At 37.6% G+C, this 19261-nt stretch carries 20 protein-coding genes; all 20 read right to left on the bottom strand.

Annotation, left to right across the window (positions count from 1 at the left end; genetic code table 11):
* The gene (gene xerC, locus GD441_RS03300; protein WP_153123672.1) at positions 1–909 is read right to left on the bottom strand and encodes a tyrosine recombinase XerC; all 909 of its coding nucleotides are present in this window, start codon (positions 907–909) and stop codon (positions 1–3) included.
* A 60-nt stretch (positions 910–969) separates the two neighbouring features.
* Complete coding sequence (gene trmFO, locus GD441_RS03295; RefSeq protein ID WP_153123670.1) at positions 970–2277, bottom strand: FADH(2)-oxidizing methylenetetrahydrofolate--tRNA-(uracil(54)-C(5))-methyltransferase TrmFO; 1308 nt, start codon at positions 2275–2277, stop codon at positions 970–972.
* 282 nt (positions 2278–2559) lie between these two features.
* Positions 2560–4635 carry a type I DNA topoisomerase gene (topA, locus tag GD441_RS03290; RefSeq protein WP_153123668.1) on the bottom strand — a complete coding sequence of 692 codons (2076 nt, stop codon included), beginning with the start codon at positions 4633–4635 and terminating at the stop codon, positions 2560–2562.
* Positions 4636–5055: 420 nt separating this feature from the next.
* On the bottom strand, positions 5056–5928 hold the full coding sequence (gene dprA / locus GD441_RS03285) for a DNA-processing protein DprA (RefSeq protein WP_153123666.1): 873 nt from the start codon (positions 5926–5928) through the stop codon (positions 5056–5058).
* Positions 5929–6014: 86 nt separating this feature from the next.
* Positions 6015–6917, bottom strand: coding sequence for a succinate--CoA ligase subunit alpha (sucD, locus tag GD441_RS03280; RefSeq protein ID WP_153123664.1), 903 nt, complete (start codon positions 6915–6917; stop codon positions 6015–6017).
* A gap of 18 nt (positions 6918–6935) precedes the next feature.
* A complete protein-coding gene (sucC, locus tag GD441_RS03275; RefSeq protein WP_153123662.1) occupies positions 6936–8096 on the bottom strand; it encodes an ADP-forming succinate--CoA ligase subunit beta in 1161 nt (386 codons plus the stop codon).
* Positions 8097–8438: 342 nt separating this feature from the next.
* Positions 8439–8708 carry an EscU/YscU/HrcU family type III secretion system export apparatus switch protein gene (locus tag GD441_RS03270; RefSeq protein WP_153123660.1) on the bottom strand — a complete coding sequence of 90 codons (270 nt, stop codon included), beginning with the start codon at positions 8706–8708 and terminating at the stop codon, positions 8439–8441.
* Positions 8705–10714, bottom strand: coding sequence for a hypothetical protein (locus GD441_RS03265; protein ID WP_153123658.1), 2010 nt, complete (start codon positions 10712–10714; stop codon positions 8705–8707). The genes GD441_RS03270 and GD441_RS03265 overlap by 4 nt, the downstream gene beginning before the upstream one ends.
* The gene (locus tag GD441_RS03260) at positions 10707–11480 is read right to left on the bottom strand and encodes a ribonuclease HII (RefSeq protein WP_153123656.1); all 774 of its coding nucleotides are present in this window, start codon (positions 11478–11480) and stop codon (positions 10707–10709) included. Before GD441_RS03260 ends, GD441_RS03265 begins: the two co-directional genes overlap by 8 nt.
* 162 nt (positions 11481–11642) lie before the next feature.
* Positions 11643–12500, bottom strand: coding sequence for a ribosome biogenesis GTPase YlqF (gene ylqF / locus GD441_RS03255; protein WP_153123654.1), 858 nt, complete (start codon positions 12498–12500; stop codon positions 11643–11645).
* Between the two features lie 86 nt (positions 12501–12586).
* The gene (gene lepB / locus GD441_RS03250; RefSeq protein WP_153123652.1) at positions 12587–13138 is read right to left on the bottom strand and encodes a signal peptidase I; all 552 of its coding nucleotides are present in this window, start codon (positions 13136–13138) and stop codon (positions 12587–12589) included.
* Positions 13139–13341: 203 nt separating this feature from the next.
* A complete protein-coding gene (rplS, locus tag GD441_RS03245) occupies positions 13342–13686 on the bottom strand; it encodes a 50S ribosomal protein L19 (protein ID WP_153123650.1) in 345 nt (114 codons plus the stop codon).
* Between the two features lie 132 nt (positions 13687–13818).
* Complete coding sequence (trmD, locus tag GD441_RS03240; RefSeq protein ID WP_153123648.1) at positions 13819–14553, bottom strand: tRNA (guanosine(37)-N1)-methyltransferase TrmD; 735 nt, start codon at positions 14551–14553, stop codon at positions 13819–13821.
* Entirely contained in the window at positions 14550–15068 is a 519-nt protein-coding gene (gene rimM / locus GD441_RS03235) for a ribosome maturation factor RimM (RefSeq protein ID WP_153123646.1), read from the bottom strand. Before rimM ends, trmD begins: the two co-directional genes overlap by 4 nt.
* An 85-nt stretch (positions 15069–15153) precedes the next feature.
* A complete protein-coding gene (locus GD441_RS03230; protein WP_153123644.1) occupies positions 15154–15540 on the bottom strand; it encodes a YlqD family protein in 387 nt (128 codons plus the stop codon).
* A gap of 135 nt (positions 15541–15675) precedes the next feature.
* Entirely contained in the window at positions 15676–15906 is a 231-nt protein-coding gene (locus tag GD441_RS03225; protein ID WP_153123642.1) for a KH domain-containing protein, read from the bottom strand.
* Between the two features lie 11 nt (positions 15907–15917).
* The gene (gene rpsP / locus GD441_RS03220; RefSeq protein WP_153123640.1) at positions 15918–16190 is read right to left on the bottom strand and encodes a 30S ribosomal protein S16; all 273 of its coding nucleotides are present in this window, start codon (positions 16188–16190) and stop codon (positions 15918–15920) included.
* A gap of 130 nt (positions 16191–16320) precedes the next feature.
* The gene (gene ffh / locus GD441_RS03215) at positions 16321–17661 is read right to left on the bottom strand and encodes a signal recognition particle protein (protein ID WP_153123637.1); all 1341 of its coding nucleotides are present in this window, start codon (positions 17659–17661) and stop codon (positions 16321–16323) included.
* A gap of 12 nt (positions 17662–17673) precedes the next feature.
* Positions 17674–18006 carry a putative DNA-binding protein gene (locus GD441_RS03210; protein WP_153123636.1) on the bottom strand — a complete coding sequence of 111 codons (333 nt, stop codon included), beginning with the start codon at positions 18004–18006 and terminating at the stop codon, positions 17674–17676.
* Positions 18007–18106: 100 nt separating this feature from the next.
* Complete coding sequence (gene ftsY, locus GD441_RS03205) at positions 18107–19102, bottom strand: signal recognition particle-docking protein FtsY (protein ID WP_153123634.1); 996 nt, start codon at positions 19100–19102, stop codon at positions 18107–18109.
* Positions 19103–19261 lie beyond the last annotated feature (159 nt).

The raw sequence follows: 19261 nt of genomic DNA, 5'->3' as shown, positions 1-19261 counted from the left end.
TTAAGCCCGCGGATGTGATGACTGATAAACTTTCTTTAGCTGGTCCTTCGTCACATGTGTATATATTTGCGTAGATGAAATTTTAGAATGACCCAACAATTCTTGGACGCTTCTTAAATCTGCCCCATTGTTCAGGAGATGGGTAGCAAAGCTGTGCCTTAATAGGTGAGGATGTAGATCGCATCCTACCGAACTAGATGCAGATTTAATGATTGTATCAAGGATATATCTGACTCCCCTAGGTGTAAGAGGTCCACCGCGGGAATTCACGAACAGCATCTCATGGTCCTGTAATCCCACTTGTAACAGTTTATTCCTGCCATTTTGTATATAGTCCTTTAATGCTTCTTTCGCATATCCGCCAAATGGAACATATCGATCTTTTTTTCCTTTTCCATGAACTAGCAAGGTTCCAAGTGAAAAATCGATATCCCTCAATTGAATGCTACAGCATTCCCCTACCCGGATGCCTGTTGCATACAAAAGCTCTAGCAATGCTAAATCCCTTTTTCCTAATGGTTGAGTATGATCTATTGAATGAAAGAGGGTAGCAATTTCTTCCTCATAAAGAAAGCGCGGTAGCTTTTGCTCTTTTTTGGGCAAGGATACTAATGCAAAAGGGTTTTCTTTCACGATGTTTTCCCGAAGCAAAAACTTAAAAAAACTTCGCAGACATGAGGTTTTTCTTGCAATGGTTCGTTTTGATTGCTTTTTTTCATAGAGCTTTGTTAAAAACAATCTAGCATCGAAATATGTTACTGTATGTATGTCTGCAATAGCTTGCTCAGACATGAACATAATAAATTCACTAATATCACGTTGATAATGTTCGATTGTATATTTTGAGTAATTTTTTTCAAGTTGTAAATATTCTAAAAAGGAATGTACCAATTTTTTCACATTCTCCATTGATTCACCTCGCAAAGGCTATTCCATATTATCATACTTGAATAGCCCTTGCAATTAATTTTACAAACTTTTCACAAAGTTCTGAATTGTTCCCAATGCTCTTTTTGCATGTGCTTCATATCTTTCTTTTTTCGCCTTAATCTTTACAGGTAGATCTGGAAACAGACCAAAATTTGCATTCATAGGCTGAAAGTTTTTTGAACTAGTTGAAGTGATATAGTGTGCCATGCTTCCCATTGCGGTTTCCTTTGGAAATACAAGAGGTTCTTGTCCATTCGCTAATCTTGCAGCATTAATACCAGCAATTAGTCCTGAAGCTGCAGACTCAACATATCCTTCTACACCTGTCATTTGACCAGCAAAAAATAAATTACTTCTATTTTTAAACTGATAAGTTGGCTTTAGTACTTTAGGTGAATTAATGAAAGTATTTCGGTGCATGACCCCATACCGGATAATTTCTGCATTTTCAAGACCAGGTATTAATCTGATGACTTCCTTTTGCGCTCCCCATTTTAAATGAGTTTGAAATCCTACAATATTATATAACGTTCCAGCAGCATCATCCTGCCTTAGCTGAACAACAGCAAATGGTCTCTTCCCTGTCCTTGGATCTTCTAACCCGACAGGCTTAAGAGGTCCAAAAAGCATGGTTTTCTTTCCTCTGAGTGCCATCACTTCAATCGGCATACACCCTTCAAAGTATATTTCTTTTTCAAATTCTTTTAACGGAACTGTTTCTGCAGAGATTAAGGCATCATAAAATCTGTTAAATTCTTCTTCGGTCATCGGACAATTTAAATACGCTGCATCTCCTTTGTCATATCTCGATTTTAAATACACTTTATCCATATTAATACTGTCCTTTTCGATAATAGGAGCTGCAGCATCATAAAAATACAAATATTCCTCACCAGTCAATGCCTTTAATTTTTCAGAAAGAGCTGGACTTGTTAAAGGGCCGGTAGCTATGACGGTAATCCCTTCTGGAATTTCTGTAACTTCTTCATGAATAACCGTCACATTAGGGTGCTCCTTCACCATTTGTGTAACGCGTCCAGCAAATTCATGACGATCTACTGCTAGAGCTCCGCCTGCGGGAACTGAACAAGCATCAGCTGAAGAAATGATAACAGAACGTAATCGTCTCATTTCTTCTTTTAATACACCTACAGCATTTGTTAATGAATTAGCTCTAAGAGAATTGCTACAAACAAGCTCTGCAAATTTATCTGTATGATGCGCAGGTGTCTGTTTGATTGGACGCATTTCATAAAGATTTACCTTTACTCCTCTTGATGCGATTTGCCATGCAGCTTCACTACCTGCTAACCCTGCCCCTATTACATTCACTTCCTTATGTACCATCCGTTAACCTCCAAATGAAGTGTTTATCTTTATTCTTGGTTTAATTACCACTTATTAGACAAAATTTTGTTTTAATATTGCTCCAAACTACAATTTCCTATTTTTATATGTTACGTCTATAAAATAGAAAAACTCAGCCAGCGCCGAGTACACATTAAAGTAAAAAAACCTTAACGAAAATATCCATATGCATTGTAACCTACTATGCGAAAATTGAAAAGCAATAGATTAAAAATCAATGAAATTTTTTTTAAAAAGTAAAAGGAGGACTCATCCCCCCTTTTACTTCTGCTGTTCTTCCTTGTAATCACAAGAAATACACTGAACCTGAATTCCTTTATTGAGCTTTTTTTCTACAAGAAGTCCATCGCACTTCGGACATTTTCTTGCAATTGGTTTGTCCCAAGAGATGAAATCGCACTGTGGGTATTGGTCACATCCATAAAATAATCTTTTCTTTTTACTTTTTCTTTCAATGATTTGGCCCTTTTCACACTTTGGACAAGAAACACCAATTTCTTTAACAATTGGTTTAGTATTTCTACATTCAGGAAAGTTGCTGCAAGCCATAAATTTTCCGAACCTGCCCATTTTAAATACCATGTGGTTACCGCATGCTTCGCAATCTTCTCCAGCAGGCTCGTCTTTGATTTCTATTTTTTCCATCTCAGCATCAGCTTTTTCCAAATGCTTTTCAAATTCTTCAAAGAAGTCGGCTATAACTTTAATCCATTCCGTTTTTCCTTCCTCAATATTGTCGAATTCTTCTTCCATTTTAGCAGTGAATTCAACATCTATTATATCTGGAAAGAATTCCATGATTAATTCAAATACAATTTCTCCAAGCTCAGTTGGCACGAAACGCTTATTATCCAATGCCACATAACCACGTTTTTGGATTGTATCAAGAGTAGGAGCGTATGTAGATGGACGTCCTATTCCTAATTCCTCCAGAGTTTTTACGAGTCTTGCTTCGGTATATCTTGGAGGTGGCTGAGTAAAATGCTGTTTCGGTTCAATGTCTTTCGAAAATACTGTATCTCCTTCCGAAAGAGATGGAAGCATATTTTCTTTCTCTTCTACAGCATCATCCGTTCCCTCAACATACACCTTCATAAAGCCTGGGAATTTTACCTTTGAACCATTTGCCCTGAAAAGCACATCACCGTTCTTCAAGTCTACGCTGATTGTATCAAGCACAGCAGGAGCCATTTGGCTGGAAACGAAACGTTCCCATATTAATTTATAAAGTCTGTACTGATCTCTTGATAGAAATTCTTTAACAGAAGCAGGATCTTTCATTGTACTTGTAGGTCTAATCGCTTCATGGGCGTCTTGAGTATTAGCACTCTTCTTTTCTTTTCTTTTTTCATAAGAGAGGTACTCTTTCCCAAAATGCTCTTCAATATAAGCAGCTGCTTCGTTCTGAGCAAGCTCCGATACACGGGTTGAGTCTGTTCTCATATAGGTAATTAAACCGACAGTACCTTCTTTCCCTAAATCAATCCCCTCATAGAGCTGTTGAGCAAGCATCATCGTTTTCTTCGCTCTAAAATTTAACTTCCGTGCAGCTTCCTGTTGCAACGATGAAGTTGTAAATGGCAGTGCAGGATTTCTTTTTCTTTCTTTTTTCGATACCGAAGCGATCACAAATTCATTACCTTTTATTTTTGAAAGGACCTTTTTGACATCCTCTTCTGTTGATAGCTCTATTTTTTCTCCATTTAAACTGAAGAAAACCCCTTCAAAAACGTCTTTGCCTTTTTGAAAATCCGCTTTTATTGTCCAATACTCCTCAGGTATGAAGTTTTTAATTTCATGTTCTCTCTCAATAATTAAACGGACAGCTACGGATTGTACCCTACCGGCGCTTAGTCCTTTTTTTACTTTTTTCCAAAGCAAAGGACTTATGTTATAGCCTACAAGCCGATCCAATACTCGTCTTGCCTGTTGAGCATCGACAAGATTCATATTAATGGGGCGAGGAGATTTAAATGACTCTTTAATAGCATCTTTTGTAATTTCATTAAATACCACACGACATGGAGAAGTTGTATCAATATCCAAAGTATGAGCCAAATGCCACGCGATTGCTTCCCCTTCGCGATCTGGGTCGGCAGCCAGGTAAATCCGTTTAGCTTTCTTTGCTGCCGCTTTTAATTCTTTTAAAATTGGACCTTTTCCCCGGATTGTAATATATTTCGGTTCAAAATTATGTTCAATATCAACACCCATTTGACTTTTAGGTAAATCCCTAACATGCCCCATTGATGCTTTAACTTTATACTTTTTGCCAAGGTATTTTTCGATCGTTTTTGCCTTAGCAGGAGATTCCACAATAACTAGGTAATCTGACATGTATTGTCCTCCTTAAGAGGTTTTAATAAATCTTCACTATTATTAATCAAACAAAAATCATTTGTCAATCGTAATTTCATGATTATATGTATTCATAGCTCTATTAAAATAAAACAACTGATATCGTAAACGGTTTCATTCACACTTTTTTTCATGTAGTTAGGGAATCTTTTTTCGATAATGTCAAAAAAAAGATACCTGATGGTCAATTTATAACAGTTTTAGAAATATTTCAACCTTTTTATATGGATTACTGAACTATTTTTCTCTTTTTTTCACATTTCTACAAAATTCTACATATTCTGCTACCACTGTTTTTTTCCGTTTTTCAGTATTACAAAAATAAAAGGGCAGCCTCTAAAATAGTAACTACCCTCTCAGCCCTATCATCATCTTTTTTCTTCTATTATATCAGCTTGATCAATAGAATTCATTTTCTATATCTGTAGCAGATAAAACCAGCTTCGCTCCTTCTTGTATCAAAAAATTCGCTCCTTTTGATAACTCGCTCGTTATATTTCCAGGAAGTGCAAAAACTTCTTTCCCTTGTTCTAGAGCATAATTGACGGTTATTAACGTTCCACTTTTTTCTTTTGCCTCAACAATAAGAATACCATCCGAAACACCACTAATCAGACGATTTCGAGCTGCAAACATCCATGGCTCCGGTTTAGTAAAAGGAGGATATTCAGAGAATACCAAATGATTTTTCATCATTTCTAAAGCATAAGGAATGTTTTCTTTAGGATACAAATGAAAAATACCTCCACCTAATATGCCGATCGTTTTTCCTTTTTCTCTGATCGCAAGGATGTGTGCTTCTAGATCGATTCCTTTTGCTAACCCACTAATAATGGTGAACCCTTTATGAATTAATGGTTCAATCACTTGTTTAATGGCACTTTTACCATATGGAGAAGGATTTCTTGAACCTACAACGGCAAGCATGTTTTTATTTTTTAACAGCGAAAAATCACCTTTTCCGTATAAAACCCATGGAGGTGTATGGATATTTCTCAATTTTTCTGGATATTCATCGTCAAATATCGTGATGATTTTAAGGTTGTTATTTTCATAGAGATTGAATTGGGTGTGATATGGGAAAGCATGTATTTCACGAAGGATGTTATGAATTTGAGAAGGCTTAAGGTAGAGGTTTTTTTGGAGCTCACTTTCTGTCCACTGAAACATTCTTGAAAGGGCTGGGTCAAATCGTAAAATGTCTTGTATAGACTTCCATGTTGCACTTTTACAATGGTGAAGAAGAATTAATTTTTTCTTGAATTCAAGCAACTACTTTCAACTCCTTAAAAAGCAACCGCCCCCTTTAAGGAGGCGATTAAATTGTAAACAAAGTATGTTTTACGCACAAGTTAGTCTTAGTGTGTTTTACATTTTTCGTATAAACCTTTTTCCTTTAGGACAGAGATTAATGTCTCTCCCATAACAGAAGGTGTTTCAGCAACTTTAATGCCGCACTCGTTCATTACACGAATTTTCTCGTCAGCTGTACCTTTTCCACCAGATATAATTGCACCCGCATGTCCCATGCGCTTACCTGGAGGTGCTGTACGTCCACCGATAAAGCCTACAACTGGCTTTGTCATGTTTTCTTTTACCCATTGAGCAGCTTCTTCTTCAGCAGTTCCGCCAATTTCACCAATCATGATCACCGCATATGTTTCTGGGTCTTCATTGAAAGCCTTTAATACATCGATAAAGTTTGTACCATTTACAGGATCCCCACCAATTCCTACTGCTGTAGACTGACCGATGCCTGCTTGAGAAAGCTGGTGGACAGCTTCGTATGTCAATGTACCGGAACGGGAAACAACACCGACATGGCCTTTTGTGTGAATATAGCCAGGCATGATTCCAATTTTACACTCTTCAGGTGTAATAACACCTGGGCAGTTTGGTCCAACAAGGCGAGTTTTCTTACCTTCCATATAACGTTTTACCTTTACCATATCCAAAACAGGAATATGCTCTGTAATACAGATTGTTATATCAAGCTCAGCATCAACAGCTTCCATAATGGCATCCGCAGCAAATGGTGCTGGAACATAGATGACAGACGCATTAGCACCTGTTTTTTCTTTTGCTTCTAAAACCGTATTAAATACAGGTACACCTTCGACTTCTGTTCCGCCTTTTCCTGGAGTTACTCCTGCCACGATTTGTGTGCCGTACTCAAGCATTTGCTTTGTATGGAAAAGTGCAGTAGAACCTGTGATCCCCTGTACGATAACCTTCGTGTCTTTATTAATAAAAACGCTCATTTTTCTCCCCCCTGACTATTAGCCTACTAATGAAACGATTTTTTGTGCTCCGTCTGCCATGGATTCAGCAGCAGTAATGTTTAATCCGGACTCGTTCAAGATTTTCTTTCCAAGATCAACGTTTGTTCCTTCGAGACGAACAACAAGAGGAACTTCAAGTCCAATTTGCTTTGCTGCTTCCACTACTCCTGTTGCAATAACGTCGCACTTCATGATACCGCCAAAAATATTTACAAAGATCCCCTTAACATTTTTGTCGGAAAGAATAATTTTGAAAGCTTCTGTTACTTTTTCAGCCGTTGCACCGCCCCCAACATCAAGGAAGTTAGCTGGCTCCCCTCCATAATGCTTAATGATGTCCATCGTTGCCATTGCTAGACCTGCACCGTTAACCATACAGCCGATGTTTCCATCTAAAGAAATATAACTCAAATCATATTTAGAAGCTTCAATTTCTTTTGGATCTTCTTCATCAAGATCACGAAATTCTAAAATATCTTTATGACGATATAATGCGTTAGAATCAAAGTTTAATTTTGCGTCCAATGCCATAACCTTGCCATCGCCAGTTACAACAAGTGGGTTGATTTCTGCGATTGAGCAGTCTTTATCAACAAATGCATTGTATAGGCCCATCATGAATTTTACAGCTTGACCTATCAATTCGTTTGGAATATTGATGTTAAATGCAATTCTTCTCGCTTGAAAGCCTGTTAACCCCACAACAGGATCAATCACTTCTTTGAAGATTTTTTCAGGAGTTTTTGCAGCAACTTCCTCAATTTCAGTGCCGCCCTCTTCAGAAGCCATAAGGACGATTCTGGATGTTGCTCGGTCTAGAACAAGACCTACATAATACTCCTTCTTAATATCGCAGCCCTCTTCAATCAGTAAGCGTTTTACTTCTTTTCCTTGAGGACCTGTTTGATGGGTTACGAGTGTTTTTCCAAGAATTTCTTGAGCGTATGTACGAACTTCATCAAGATTTTTGGCAACTTTTACCCCACCTGCTTTACCACGGCCGCCAGCATGAATTTGTGCTTTAACAACGCACACTTCAGAACCGAGTTCTTTTGCAGCTTCCACAGCTTCTTCCACAGAAAATGCAACACGACCGTTTGGAACGGTAACGCCGTATTTTCTAAGGATTTCTTTCCCTTGATACTCGTGGATATTCATTTCCCATCCTCCTATCGACTGTGACAATCCGAATTCTAACAAATGATAGAATTCTAAATTTTGATTCACTATTTCGGAATTTATGAACAAATTCCAAAAAACTAAAAATAGACTGCGCTTTCATTGTATAAAAAGAAAAAATAGTTGTCTACTACTCAAAAGAATTTACTAAAGAAATAATAATAAAATCTTATTATTCTACTATTAAAAGGTTGTAAAACTTAATATTATATAAACATGATCCATATACAAAAATATTTTAATAAAACATTGTGATTTTTATTATAATAAAGTATTCATGCGGTTAGGACTAAATAATGGAATTGTTGTAGAAGTATAGATTTAACGAGAATGTCTATCTATTTTATAAATAAAGGCAAATACCTCTGCAACTGCTTGATACAATTCTTCAGGGATTGTTTGGTTAATATTCAGTTTCCCTAAAAGCTCTACAAGTGAAGGATCCTCTTGAATCGGCACATTGTGATTCTTTGCCGTTTCTAAAATGTTATCAGCGATTTTTCCTTTTCCTTTAGCAATTACTTTCGGCGCTATTTCTTTATCGCTGTTATAACGAAGGGCTATAGCTTCCTTTCTTTTTTCCACTGTCATATTCGAATATCCACTCCGCTGTATGAATTAGTTTCAGGAATACCTCTCAATTTCTCAGAAGAACCTTTAGACCTGTTGTCGTCTGGTTTTTCAAATGCGACAGTTGATAATTGGTAACCAATTTTCTCCAGATTTTCTTTTAAAAGAGGTAAAAATGTTTGAGCTAATTGCTTAATTTCTTCAATCTTTTCGTTTATGATTGTCACTTTCATCACTTTGTTTTGGATTTGTAGATCAATAACCGTTCTCTCTAAATACTCTAGTTCCAAATAAAATAATACCCTGCAATAGTGTGGGTCAAGAGTGCCATCTTCTTTTTTCCTGCCGCTCCATTGCATATTCAAGTCCGTACGGAATCCCCCAAGAGTTAAAGGGATTTGGACAATGAGATTTTGAAGAGGACCTGCTTCTTGAGAGAGAATTTGCTGAGCGGTAATTCGATGCAGTACTTGTTCGACAACATCCTTTGCAGAGTTTGGCGGTATGTCATTCAATAGTTTTAATAGAAGAGGCTTTAGAGTTTGTAATTCTAAATCTTGTCCCTTATGTTCATTTAAATAATGCTCAAACCCTAATCCAAGCGATTGGATCATTTCTTTTAACATAGAAGCTACAGCAGTACCTCTGGTCAAATCAAACGATGAATTCCCTGCATTCGTTAACCGATTTAGCAATCCCATTTGATCAGAATCTGATTTGATTACATTTGGGATTTCTTTTTTCTCAAGTAACACTTTGCCTAAAGCATCTTTTATTGCAAGAAGCTCACGCTCACTTTTTCCCGTTAAAGCTTTTACGAATTCGTTAAATTGTACCTGCTGAAGATGTTCATTTCCATCATCCGCTAATGCTAGCGAGACCATCAATTTGGTTATTTGAGTAACTGCGTGCATTATTTTGTTATTTACTTGATTAGATCGCTCATTTTCGGTATATTGCAACGATGCTAAAACAATCTGTACATTTCGTTGTATTTCTTGATATGTAGGAAGGGAAAGATTCCCTTTATTCTGGGATAATAATAGCTGTGAGCTCCACTCTTGAAGCTTTGTAATCCCAAGCTGTAATTCGCTCATTCGATTCCCTTTTAAGGCAGAAGATAGTTCAGCCATCACCTGTAATCCTTCTTTTAAAGGAATAAGATCCTTAGACAGCCATTTAGTCGCTTCACCTTGTTTAACAGTATCGAGAAACCTCGCAATCACTTGATGTTCATTTTCATCTGTCGAAATAAACCCTGCTCCTTGTAAGAGTTTAAAGGCAGCAGAGCTTTCAGCCTCCTTCCCTTGATCTTGTGTGATCCAGAGCTGAAGCAGTTTATGCATTGTATGTTGGGCAAGTTTTGTTCCTTCGTTTGACAAAATAGTCTGTAAAAGCAGCTTAAGCCTATTGCTTGTATCAGAGTTCATATCTTGAAGAAACCTTTGCAATTCACCTAATAATACATGAAGAGGAGCACCTTTTTCAAAAGAATGCAGGCTTCTAAAGACTTCATTTGAAAAAGGGAGATTAGAAGCAGGCATCATTCTGATGATGTTGGCAGAACTCTGAAAATCAGGAGTGTTTTTGATCCATTCTAACGCCTTACTAAAGTTCTCTGCCGTAATTGGAATAGAATGCTTCAAGAAGTATTGCGCCAGCTGATTAGCTTCTTTTGTGTTAGGTAGAGAAAGGTGGAAGAGAAGCTGGGAAGCAGCATCCTTTCTGTTCATGGAAACTAAGGGATTAGAAGTCTGTAATGCTTTTAAACTAATTCCCTCACTACCAGCATGAACCTGCAGCCAATACCGTTCACCTGATTGAAGGGGTGCATCAAGCTTTGCCAGAAGTTTTTGTGAACCGATTTGTACTTCAGCCGTCCCATTTTGAAAAATCTTGTTGATTTTCCCATAAACAATCTGTCCATTTTTTAATGAGAACGGCTCTGTCATTGGCTGTTTACTATTTAAACTATTAACGATATTAGCCGGCTGCAAGATATCACGTCCTTCCGCTACCTTATTCATGTATCATATCCTTAATAGGAGCAAAGCTCTTTCTGTGCAAAGGTGAAACTCCATAGGCACTTAATGCCTGTAAATGATCTTTCGTTCCATAGCCCATATTTTTTTCAAACCCATATTGGGGATATTGAAGTGCATACTCCTTCATCATTCGGTCCCTGGTTACTTTCGCGAGAATCGATGCTGCAGAAATGGACACACTTTTTGAATCTCCTTTAATAATGGATTCTTGTGGGTACGGAGTTTCTAGTTTCATAGCATCAATTAGAAGATAATCAGGATTTACAGTTAAGTGTTTGATAGCTTGATACATGGCCTTTTTTGTAGCCTCATAAATATTTACTTCATCTATCTCTTCATTATTAATGATTCCAATTCCATAGGAAATCGCTTGTTGAACGATAGCTTCATAAAACTCTTCGCGTTTTTTTTCAGAGATTTTTTTTGAATCATTCAGTCCTGGTAAATAGAAATCTAAAGGTAAAATGACTGCTGCAGCCACAACTGGTCCAGCTAAAGGTCCACGACCCACTTCATCGATCCCTGCTATGTATCGGAAGCCTTGTTTTCTTAATTCATTTTCGTACTTGTTCATATTTAGCCACTGTAATTGAAGCTCTTGCTTTTTTTCCATTTCTTTTTCCCATTTATTCAACAATGACACGACACCTTTTCTTGAATCAGAACGACACTCCTGAAGAAAAGGATGGTCGGGATGAGTCACATCTTTTAACATAGACTGTATCTCTTTTATACTTCTTTGTTTCATTTTTGTACCTTCCAACTCGCTAAATTTTTTATCGGTTCTTTTTACAAAAAATAAAGCCTAAAATGAATGGAGTGATCATCTACTACACTCCATTTTCATTAAGGCTTTAATTTTGTTACGAAAACAAACTTAATTTTTTGTCTCTATACATGTATTGGACCACTAATCAATCGTTTTAATCGGTCTGTCAAATGTTAATCTGCCAAGCTTTTCTGAGCGGATTTCTCTAACAATCAATTCGGCTGTCTTGTCGTAATCGACAATTCCACCTCCGGTTAAGCAACCTCTTTTTGTTCCAATTTCATCAAAAAGTTCAACTATGTTTTCTGGAATGTCTGTTAATTGATAACGTTCCTTTAAACGCTCAGGATATTCATTTTCTAAAAAACGAAGACCGTATACAGCTATGTCCTGAAGATTTAACAACGTATCCTTTATGGCACCCGTTAAGGCTAGCTTTAAGCCTACTTCTTGGTCTTCAAACTTTGGCCATAGAATTCCTGGGGTGTCTAATAACTCTAGCTCTTTTCCGACTTTGATCCATTGCTGTGCTTTAGTCACTCCAGGAGTGTTTCCTGTCTTAGCAATATTCTTTTTAGCTAGACGATTAATAAAGGTTGACTTTCCTACATTTGGAATTCCTACGATCATCGCTCGTATTGCTCGAGGCTTTATACCTTTTGACTTCATTTTTTCTAGCTTTTCACGCAAAATTTCTTTAGAAGTGGAGGTGATTTGATGCAACCCGCTTCCCGCTTGGGAATTAATGGCTATTGCCTTATGTCCTTGCGATGAAAAATAGTCAATCCATTCCTTCGTTTTTTCTGGATCAGCCAGATCTGCCTTATTCAATAAAATTAGGCGTGGTTTATGCTGGATGATTTCGTCAATCATCGGATTTCTTGATGAAAGCGGAATTCTTGCATCCACTAATTCATAGATAATGTCAATTAGCTTTAGTTTTTCAGTAACTTCTCTTCTTGCTTTAGCCATATGGCCAGGAAACCATTGGATTGTCACTAGTATCTACCTTCCTAAAAAAGTGGGTTTTCCATTTTCACATTTCATTCATTACACCCTAAAAGTGAGACAACTGTTCAGCCCTCTTACTTTACAATGCGAATATCTTCTACAGGCCAGTACACAATACTTGTTTTTCCAAGAACCTTTTCCATTGGAATGACACCGATATGACGGCTATCTTTACTGAATCTCCGGTTGTCACCCATTACAAATAAGTGTCCTTCTGGAACTCTTTCTTCCCCAATAATTTCTTTTAGTGTGAATGGTTCAGTTAACGGTCCGTCAATGACCTTTTTCTTGTATTCGTCTAGATAAGGCTCTTTATAAGCCTTTCCATTAATATATAACGTATCATTTTTGTACTCGATCTTATCTCCAGGCAGACCAATCACACGTTTGATATAATCTTTGTTTTCAGGTGCATGAAAAACGATAATGTCGAATCTTTTTGGCTCACCTAAAGTGTAGCCAATTTTGTTCACAATCATTCGATCTTGGTCATGAAGAGTAGGCATCATAGAAAGTCCATCAACTACAATCGGGGCAAATAGGAAATAACGGATTAGCGCCGCCAATAATACGGCAATCATTAAGGCTTTTAACCACTCCCATGTTTCACTCTTTTGTTTTGTCATTTTTATCCACCACCAGCGAGAGCATATAGTTTTTTAATAACCCATAACCTAATACAGATTAAATATACCGAATGAAACTAAAATAACACAATGAAATCTCCAAAAAATAAACTATGTAAAGGTCTACTAAAAAAGGAGCTTGATATACAAGCTCCTTTTTTGCATTTTGTTTCATTTCCACACAAGTCTTTGTATGGACTAAATTAGCGAATCTCTTTAATACGAGCTGCTTTACCGCGAAGATTGCGCAGATAGTATAGCTTCGCACGGCGTACTTTACCGCGGCGTACAACTTCAATGCTCGCAATTTTCGGTGTGTGTAAAGGGAATGTACGTTCAACACCTACGCCGTAAGATACCTTACGAACTGTAAATGTTTCGCTAATTCCACCACCACGACGCTTGATTACAACACCTTCAAACACCTGGATACGCTCACGAGATCCCTCGATAACCTTAACGTGAACACGAACAGTGTCACCAGGGCGGAAAGAAGGAAGATCTGTACGTAATTGATCTTTCGTAATTTCTTCAATAAGTTTTTGCATCGTTTTCAACTCCTCCCACAAATGCTCTTGCAAAATCATTAATAAGTTGCAGCGGAACATTGTTATCAAGACCAGGATAGTGTCCTAAGTCACAAAAATTATCATAGCATAATCAATGATAACATGCAATATTTAATCTTCTTTTTTTATCTCTTCCAAGTATTTTTTTTCTGTTTCCGTAAGTGGATAGACTTCTAAAAGATCCGGCCTTCTTTTCCAGGTTCTTCTCAAAGACTCTTTGATTCTCCACTCTTCTATTTTTTTATGGTCTCCCGATAACAGGATATCCGGTACCTTCCAGCCTCTAAAGTCTGCTGGTCGTGTGTAATGAGGATGTTCTAATAGTCCAGAAGAATAGGAATCCTTTTTAGGTGATTCTTCATTTCCTAAAACACCAGGCAGCAGTCGGACCACACTGTCCACTACGACCATCGCTCCTAGCTCTCCACCTGTTAATACGAAATCACCTATCGAAATCTCATCAGTCACCAGGTGTTGTCTAATTCTTTCATCGTATCCTTCATAGTGTCCGCAAATGAATATTAAGTGTTCCTCTTCAGCTAATTCTTCGGCTTTTTTTTGCGTATATCGTTCACCTTGTGGACACATTAAGATCACTCTTGGGGGTTTATCTTTGTTTTTTGCCAAATGCTCAACAGCGTCAAAGATTGGTTGGGCTTTCAACACCATACCTGCTCCTCCGCCGTATGGATAGTCATCGACTTGTCCGTGCTTGGAATCCGAGAATTCTCTGAAATTATGGACTTCATAGCTTACAGCTTCTTTTTCCTCTGCTTTTTTTAAAATAGAGGAACCGAGAACGCCATGAAACATTTCAGGAAAAAGCGTTAAAATATCAATTTTCATGACAACAGCCCTTCCATTGGATGGATCAGGATTTTTTTATTTTTAACATCGACTTCCTTCACAACATCATCAATATAAGGAATCAAGATTTCTTTTCCGTTTTTTCCTTTAACCACCCATACATCATTTGCACCAGGAGTTAAGATTTCACGTATTGCCCCAATCTCTTCACCCTCTGTCGTGAAGACGCTGCAGCCTATAATTTCATGAAAATAATATTCACCTTCATCAAGCTCCGTTAGAAAGGACTCTGGAATTTTCAGAATACCTTCTTTGAATGGCTCCACTTGATTTACATTTGTATATCCTTCAAATGTAAGAAGATCGAAATTTTTATGTTGTCGATGTGAAGCGACGGTTAGTTCAAGCGGTTCCGTATCATTCTTCCGAAAAAGAAACAATTTATTTCCTGGCTTATATCTTTCATCAGCAAAATCCGTCTTCGATATAACTCTGACCTCACCTTTGATCCCATGTGTATTGACGATTTTTCCGACATTAAACCATTTTTCCATACTCTCACCTCTATGAATGTCCTTTTTCAAACTGCTAGTAGTTAAATGCGAGGGAAAAGGTTTATTACATTGTTTTAAAAACGATCTACCTAATATCATCAACGATTCCGTCTTTAACAACTATTGTCCTTGTTTGGATCAGTTCATCCCAATTAGCTCCAATTTCTACGTCTACTAGAGCCTGTACTTCTCGTTCCTTTAATTCACTTCCAACTGGTAAAATTTCAAGCTGTTCAATCTGGAATTCGAGTAGCTTTATCTTTTCCTGTCTATTATTCACTTCTTTTTCAAAATGGGATTTTAAACTGGCTGGTTGGAATTTCTTTGTTTTTTCAAGCTTCTTCAATTCAAATTTCAATTGGTCAATCTCTTTTTGAAATTGAATTTGCTTCATTTTATACTTTTGCAGGAGCTGATTCTTGCTGGTTTCGGTTAACACTTGATTCACAACAACAGTTTGCAGAATCTTCATTCCAGCACCTCCCTGTTTTCTATAATTAAGCGGGATTATTCAATATTGTGACATAATAGATATGTATATTATGAAAGAACTTATGAGCAGCTATACATTAATTTATACCAAAAAAGGAGGGTTTTTAGCCCTCCCTTATTCGGAAATCTCCAAATAGATTTTCTTTTGCTGTGATGATCCTGCTGCATATACTACAGTGCGAATCGCCTTAGCTACTCGACCTTGTTTACCGATTACTTTTCCCATGTCCTCTTTATTAACAGACAAGTAATACGTAATACGGTTCTCTTCTTCCTTGGATGTTACTTCAACATCTTCAGGATGATCAACAAGTGCCGTTACAATACTTTCAATTAATTCTTTCATAGCAAATGATATTATTTGCTGTTTTTAGCATTGTGGAATTTTTCCATAATGCCTTGTTTAGAGAAAAGATTGCGAACTGTGTCTGATGGCTTCGCACCGTCTTTTAACCATTTAAGAGCAAGTTCCTCGTTGATTTCAACGATTGCTGGATCTGCAACTGGGTTGTAAGTTCCAACTGTTTCGATGAAACGACCATCACGTGGTGAACGAGAATCTGCAACAACAATACGATAGAAAGGAGATTTTTTTGCTCCCATACGTTTTAAACGAATTTTTACTGCCATATTAAATAAGCACCTCCGAATAGTTTCACACAAGATAGTATATTATCAAATAATTAGTACCTTTGTAAAGGTTTTTTTCTTAACAGTATAAAATTAATGGATTACCTTTACTTTTGCAATTCCGCTTTTCTTACATAAAAGGGAATTTGAAGCCTTTTTTCTTTCCTTTTTGCATGTTTGTCATTTGTTTCATCATTTTTTTCATTTCTTCAAATTGCTTTAGGAGTCTGTTTACTTCCTGTACAGAAGTTCCACTTCCTTTTGCAATCCTTTTTCTGCGACTGGCATTGATGATTTCTGGATGAGTCTTTTCTTCCTTTGTCATGGAACGAATAATGGCTTCAACGTGACCGATTTGTTTGTCATCGATTGAAATGTTATTCAATCCTTTAATTTTGTTAGCGCCCGGAAGCATTTTTAAGATCTCATCCAATGGACCCATTTTCCTTACTTGACTAAGTTGGTCTAAAAAGTCATCAAATGTAAAGGAAAGCGTACGGAGCTTTTGTTCAAGCTCTTTTGCTTTTTCTTCATCTACATTCGCTTGTGCTTTTTCGATTAAAGTAAGCACATCACCCATACCGAGAATTCTTGAAGCCATTCGTTCAGGGTGGAATGGCTCTAAAGCATCCATTTTTTCACCCATACCTACAAACTTAATCGGTGTATTCGTAACGGAGCGTATGGATAACGCAGCACCGCCTCGAGTGTCGCCATCAAGCTTCGTAAGAATAACTCCTGTTAATCCAAGCTGTTCGTTGAAGCTTTGTGCAACATTTACCGCATCCTGGCCTGTCATAGCATCTACCACAAGAAAGATCTCGTCGGGCTTTGTTAGCTCTTTAATATCTTTTAACTCGTCCATTAAAGCTTCATCTACGTGCAAACGACCTGCTGTGTCAATTAGCACATAATCACGATGCTCTTCTTTGGCTTTTTGGATTGCTTGCTTGGCAATTTCAACTGGACTTACCTGATCACCTAAAGAGAATACAGGCATATCCAATTGCTTACCGAGTGTTTCAAGCTGTTTAATCGCTGCCGGACGATAAATATCCGCTGCAACTAGCAATGGCTTACGGTTGTATTTTTTTCGAAGAAGGTTTGCAAGTTTTCCTGTCGTTGTTGTTTTACCGGCACCTTGCAGACCAACCATCATGATGACAGTCGGCGGTCGGTTCGCAACAGCAATTTTGCTTTGCTCTCCGCCCATTAATTGTGTCAGTTCTTCTTTTACAACCTTGATAACCTGTTGACCAGGGGTTAAGCTTTTAAGCACTTCCTGACCTACCGCGCGTTCATGGACACGCTTTACAAAATCTTTCACGACTTTGAAGTTAACGTCCGCTTCGAGAAGTGCAAGTCGTACTTCTCTCATCATGTCTTTGACGTCGGCTTCAGTTACTTTTCCTTTGCCGCGAATTTTTTGAATGGTATTTTGCAGTCGGTCGGCTAATCCTTCAAATGCCATACTTGCCGCCTCCTAATCTAATTTCTCAAGCACTTCAAGCAATTCTTCCAACTTTGCATTGAGGGAAGAGGACTTCAAAAGTTCTTCTTTTATTTCAGAAATAATCTTTGAGCGCTGTTGAAATTTTTCAAATAAATGGAGCTTTGCTTCATATTCCTCAAGCATCGCTTCGGTTCTTTTAATATTGTCATAGACCGCCTGCCGGCTAACATCATATTCCTCGGCGATCTCTCCAAGGGAGTAATCGTCTAAATAATAAAGCGACATGTAGCTTTGTTGCTTTTCTGTTAACAACGACTGATAAAAATCATACAAATAGTTCATTCTTGTCGTTTTCTCAAGCATAAAGCTCCCCTCCCTTGTGTTAAGTGAAAAACCTTTACATTGTATAGTTTACCGATCTTATAGCTTTCTGTCAAGTTTTTATCTTTACACTTTTGTTCATTTACTCAATTGTTTCCTCTTTATCAACAAGGTCGGCAAACAGGCCATAAACATATTTTTCAGCATCAAATTCTTGTAAATCATCCATTTTTTCACCGAGACCGACGAATTTTACTGGTATTCCGAGCTCTTTCTTAATCGCTAAGACGATCCCGCCTTTTGCTGTTCCATCTAGCTTTGTTAATACGATGCCTGTAACATCTGTTGCTTCCTTAAATGTTTTAGCCTGAATCAGTGCGTTCTGACCTGTTGTTGCGTCTAATACTAATAAAACCTCATGAGGAGCCCCTGGCACTTCTCTTTCAATAACACGTTTTACTTTTTCAAGCTCTTTCATCAAATTCACTTTATTTTGCAGGCGGCCAGCCGTATCGCAAATAAGTACATCAGCATTTTTCGATCTGGCAGAACGAATAGCATCAAACATAACTGCAGCAGGGTCGCTTCCTGCAGCCTGCTTGATTACTTCAACTCCAACACGGTCCCCCCAAACCTCCAGCTGCTCAATAGCTCCTGCACGGAATGTATCTCCAGCCGCAAGGATCACCTTCTTTCCTTCCTGCTTAAATTTATGGGCTAGCTTTCCAATCGTAGTGGTTTTTCCTACCCCGTTGACACCGACGAATAATATAACAGTCAAGCCGTCTGTTTGCATATTTAAGTCTGAGGATTTTTCTTCTCCTCCTTGGTAAATTTCAACGAGCTTTTCGGAAATAACCGATTGTATTTCCATTGTGTCAGAAATATTTCTTCTTTTCACTTCCATTTTCAACTCTTCAACAAGCTGCATGACCGTATCGAAGCCAACATCAGCTGAGATCAGAATCTCTTCAAGCTCCTCAAAAAATTCCTCATCTACTTTTCGATAGCGAGCAATTAAATCGTTTACTTTGCCTGCAAAAGAGTCTCTAGTTTTTGTTAAGCCTTGTCTGAATTTTTCAGTCACACTATCAGTTTGAGCTGTGAACTTTTCTTTCAGCTTTTTAAAAAAACTCATATTTCCACTTCCCTATTTCGTTTCGTATTGTCAAAACTTTTATAGTAAATAGGTTAGTAAATCCTATATTAGAGGGCTTTTTGAGCAAAAAAATTGCCACCCCCTGAAATTTAGGTAATAGTGAGGTTACCACACCGACACTAAATCCCTAAATAAAGG

Source organism: Peribacillus tepidiphilus, assembly GCF_009466385.1.
GTDB classification, from domain to species: domain Bacteria; phylum Bacillota; class Bacilli; order Bacillales; family DSM-1321; genus Bacillus_BN; species Bacillus_BN tepidiphilus.
Note: the sequence above shows the minus strand (reverse complement) of the source record. Positions and strands in the feature narration are given on the sequence as shown.

What these genes read in the sequence shown, in the direction of transcription:
- xerC (WP_153123672.1), bottom strand. Translation starts at nt 909, where the DNA reads ATGGAGAATGTGAAAAAATTGGTACATTCCTTTTTAGAATATTTACAA.
- trmFO (WP_153123670.1), bottom strand. Translation starts at nt 2,277, where the DNA reads ATGGTACATAAGGAAGTGAATGTAATAGGGGCAGGGTTAGCAGGTAGT.
- topA (WP_153123668.1), bottom strand. Translation starts at nt 4,635, where the DNA reads ATGTCAGATTACCTAGTTATTGTGGAATCTCCTGCTAAGGCAAAAACG.
- sucD (WP_153123664.1), bottom strand. Translation starts at nt 6,917, where the DNA reads ATGAGCGTTTTTATTAATAAAGACACGAAGGTTATCGTACAGGGGATC.
- sucC (WP_153123662.1), bottom strand. Translation starts at nt 8,096, where the DNA reads ATGAATATCCACGAGTATCAAGGGAAAGAAATCCTTAGAAAATACGGC.
- GD441_RS03270 (WP_153123660.1), bottom strand. Translation starts at nt 8,708, where the DNA reads ATGACAGTGGAAAAAAGAAAGGAAGCTATAGCCCTTCGTTATAACAGC.
- GD441_RS03265 (WP_153123658.1), bottom strand. Translation starts at nt 10,714, where the DNA reads ATGAATAAGGTAGCGGAAGGACGTGATATCTTGCAGCCGGCTAATATC.
- GD441_RS03260 (WP_153123656.1), bottom strand. Translation starts at nt 11,480, where the DNA reads ATGAAACAAAGAAGTATAAAAGAGATACAGTCTATGTTAAAAGATGTG.
- lepB (WP_153123652.1), bottom strand. Translation starts at nt 13,138, where the DNA reads ATGACAAAACAAAAGAGTGAAACATGGGAGTGGTTAAAAGCCTTAATG.
- rplS (WP_153123650.1), bottom strand. Translation starts at nt 13,686, where the DNA reads ATGCAAAAACTTATTGAAGAAATTACGAAAGATCAATTACGTACAGAT.
- trmD (WP_153123648.1), bottom strand. Translation starts at nt 14,553, where the DNA reads ATGAAAATTGATATTTTAACGCTTTTTCCTGAAATGTTTCATGGCGTT.
- rimM (WP_153123646.1), bottom strand. Translation starts at nt 15,068, where the DNA reads ATGGAAAAATGGTTTAATGTCGGAAAAATCGTCAATACACATGGGATC.
- GD441_RS03230 (WP_153123644.1), bottom strand. Translation starts at nt 15,540, where the DNA reads ATGAAGATTCTGCAAACTGTTGTTGTGAATCAAGTGTTAACCGAAACC.
- GD441_RS03225 (WP_153123642.1), bottom strand. Translation starts at nt 15,906, where the DNA reads ATGAAAGAATTAATTGAAAGTATTGTAACGGCACTTGTTGATCATCCT.
- rpsP (WP_153123640.1), bottom strand. Translation starts at nt 16,190, where the DNA reads ATGGCAGTAAAAATTCGTTTAAAACGTATGGGAGCAAAAAAATCTCCT.
- ffh (WP_153123637.1), bottom strand. Translation starts at nt 17,661, where the DNA reads ATGGCATTTGAAGGATTAGCCGACCGACTGCAAAATACCATTCAAAAA.
- GD441_RS03210 (WP_153123636.1), bottom strand. Translation starts at nt 18,006, where the DNA reads ATGCTTGAGAAAACGACAAGAATGAACTATTTGTATGATTTTTATCAG.
- ftsY (WP_153123634.1), bottom strand. Translation starts at nt 19,102, where the DNA reads ATGAGTTTTTTTAAAAAGCTGAAAGAAAAGTTCACAGCTCAAACTGAT.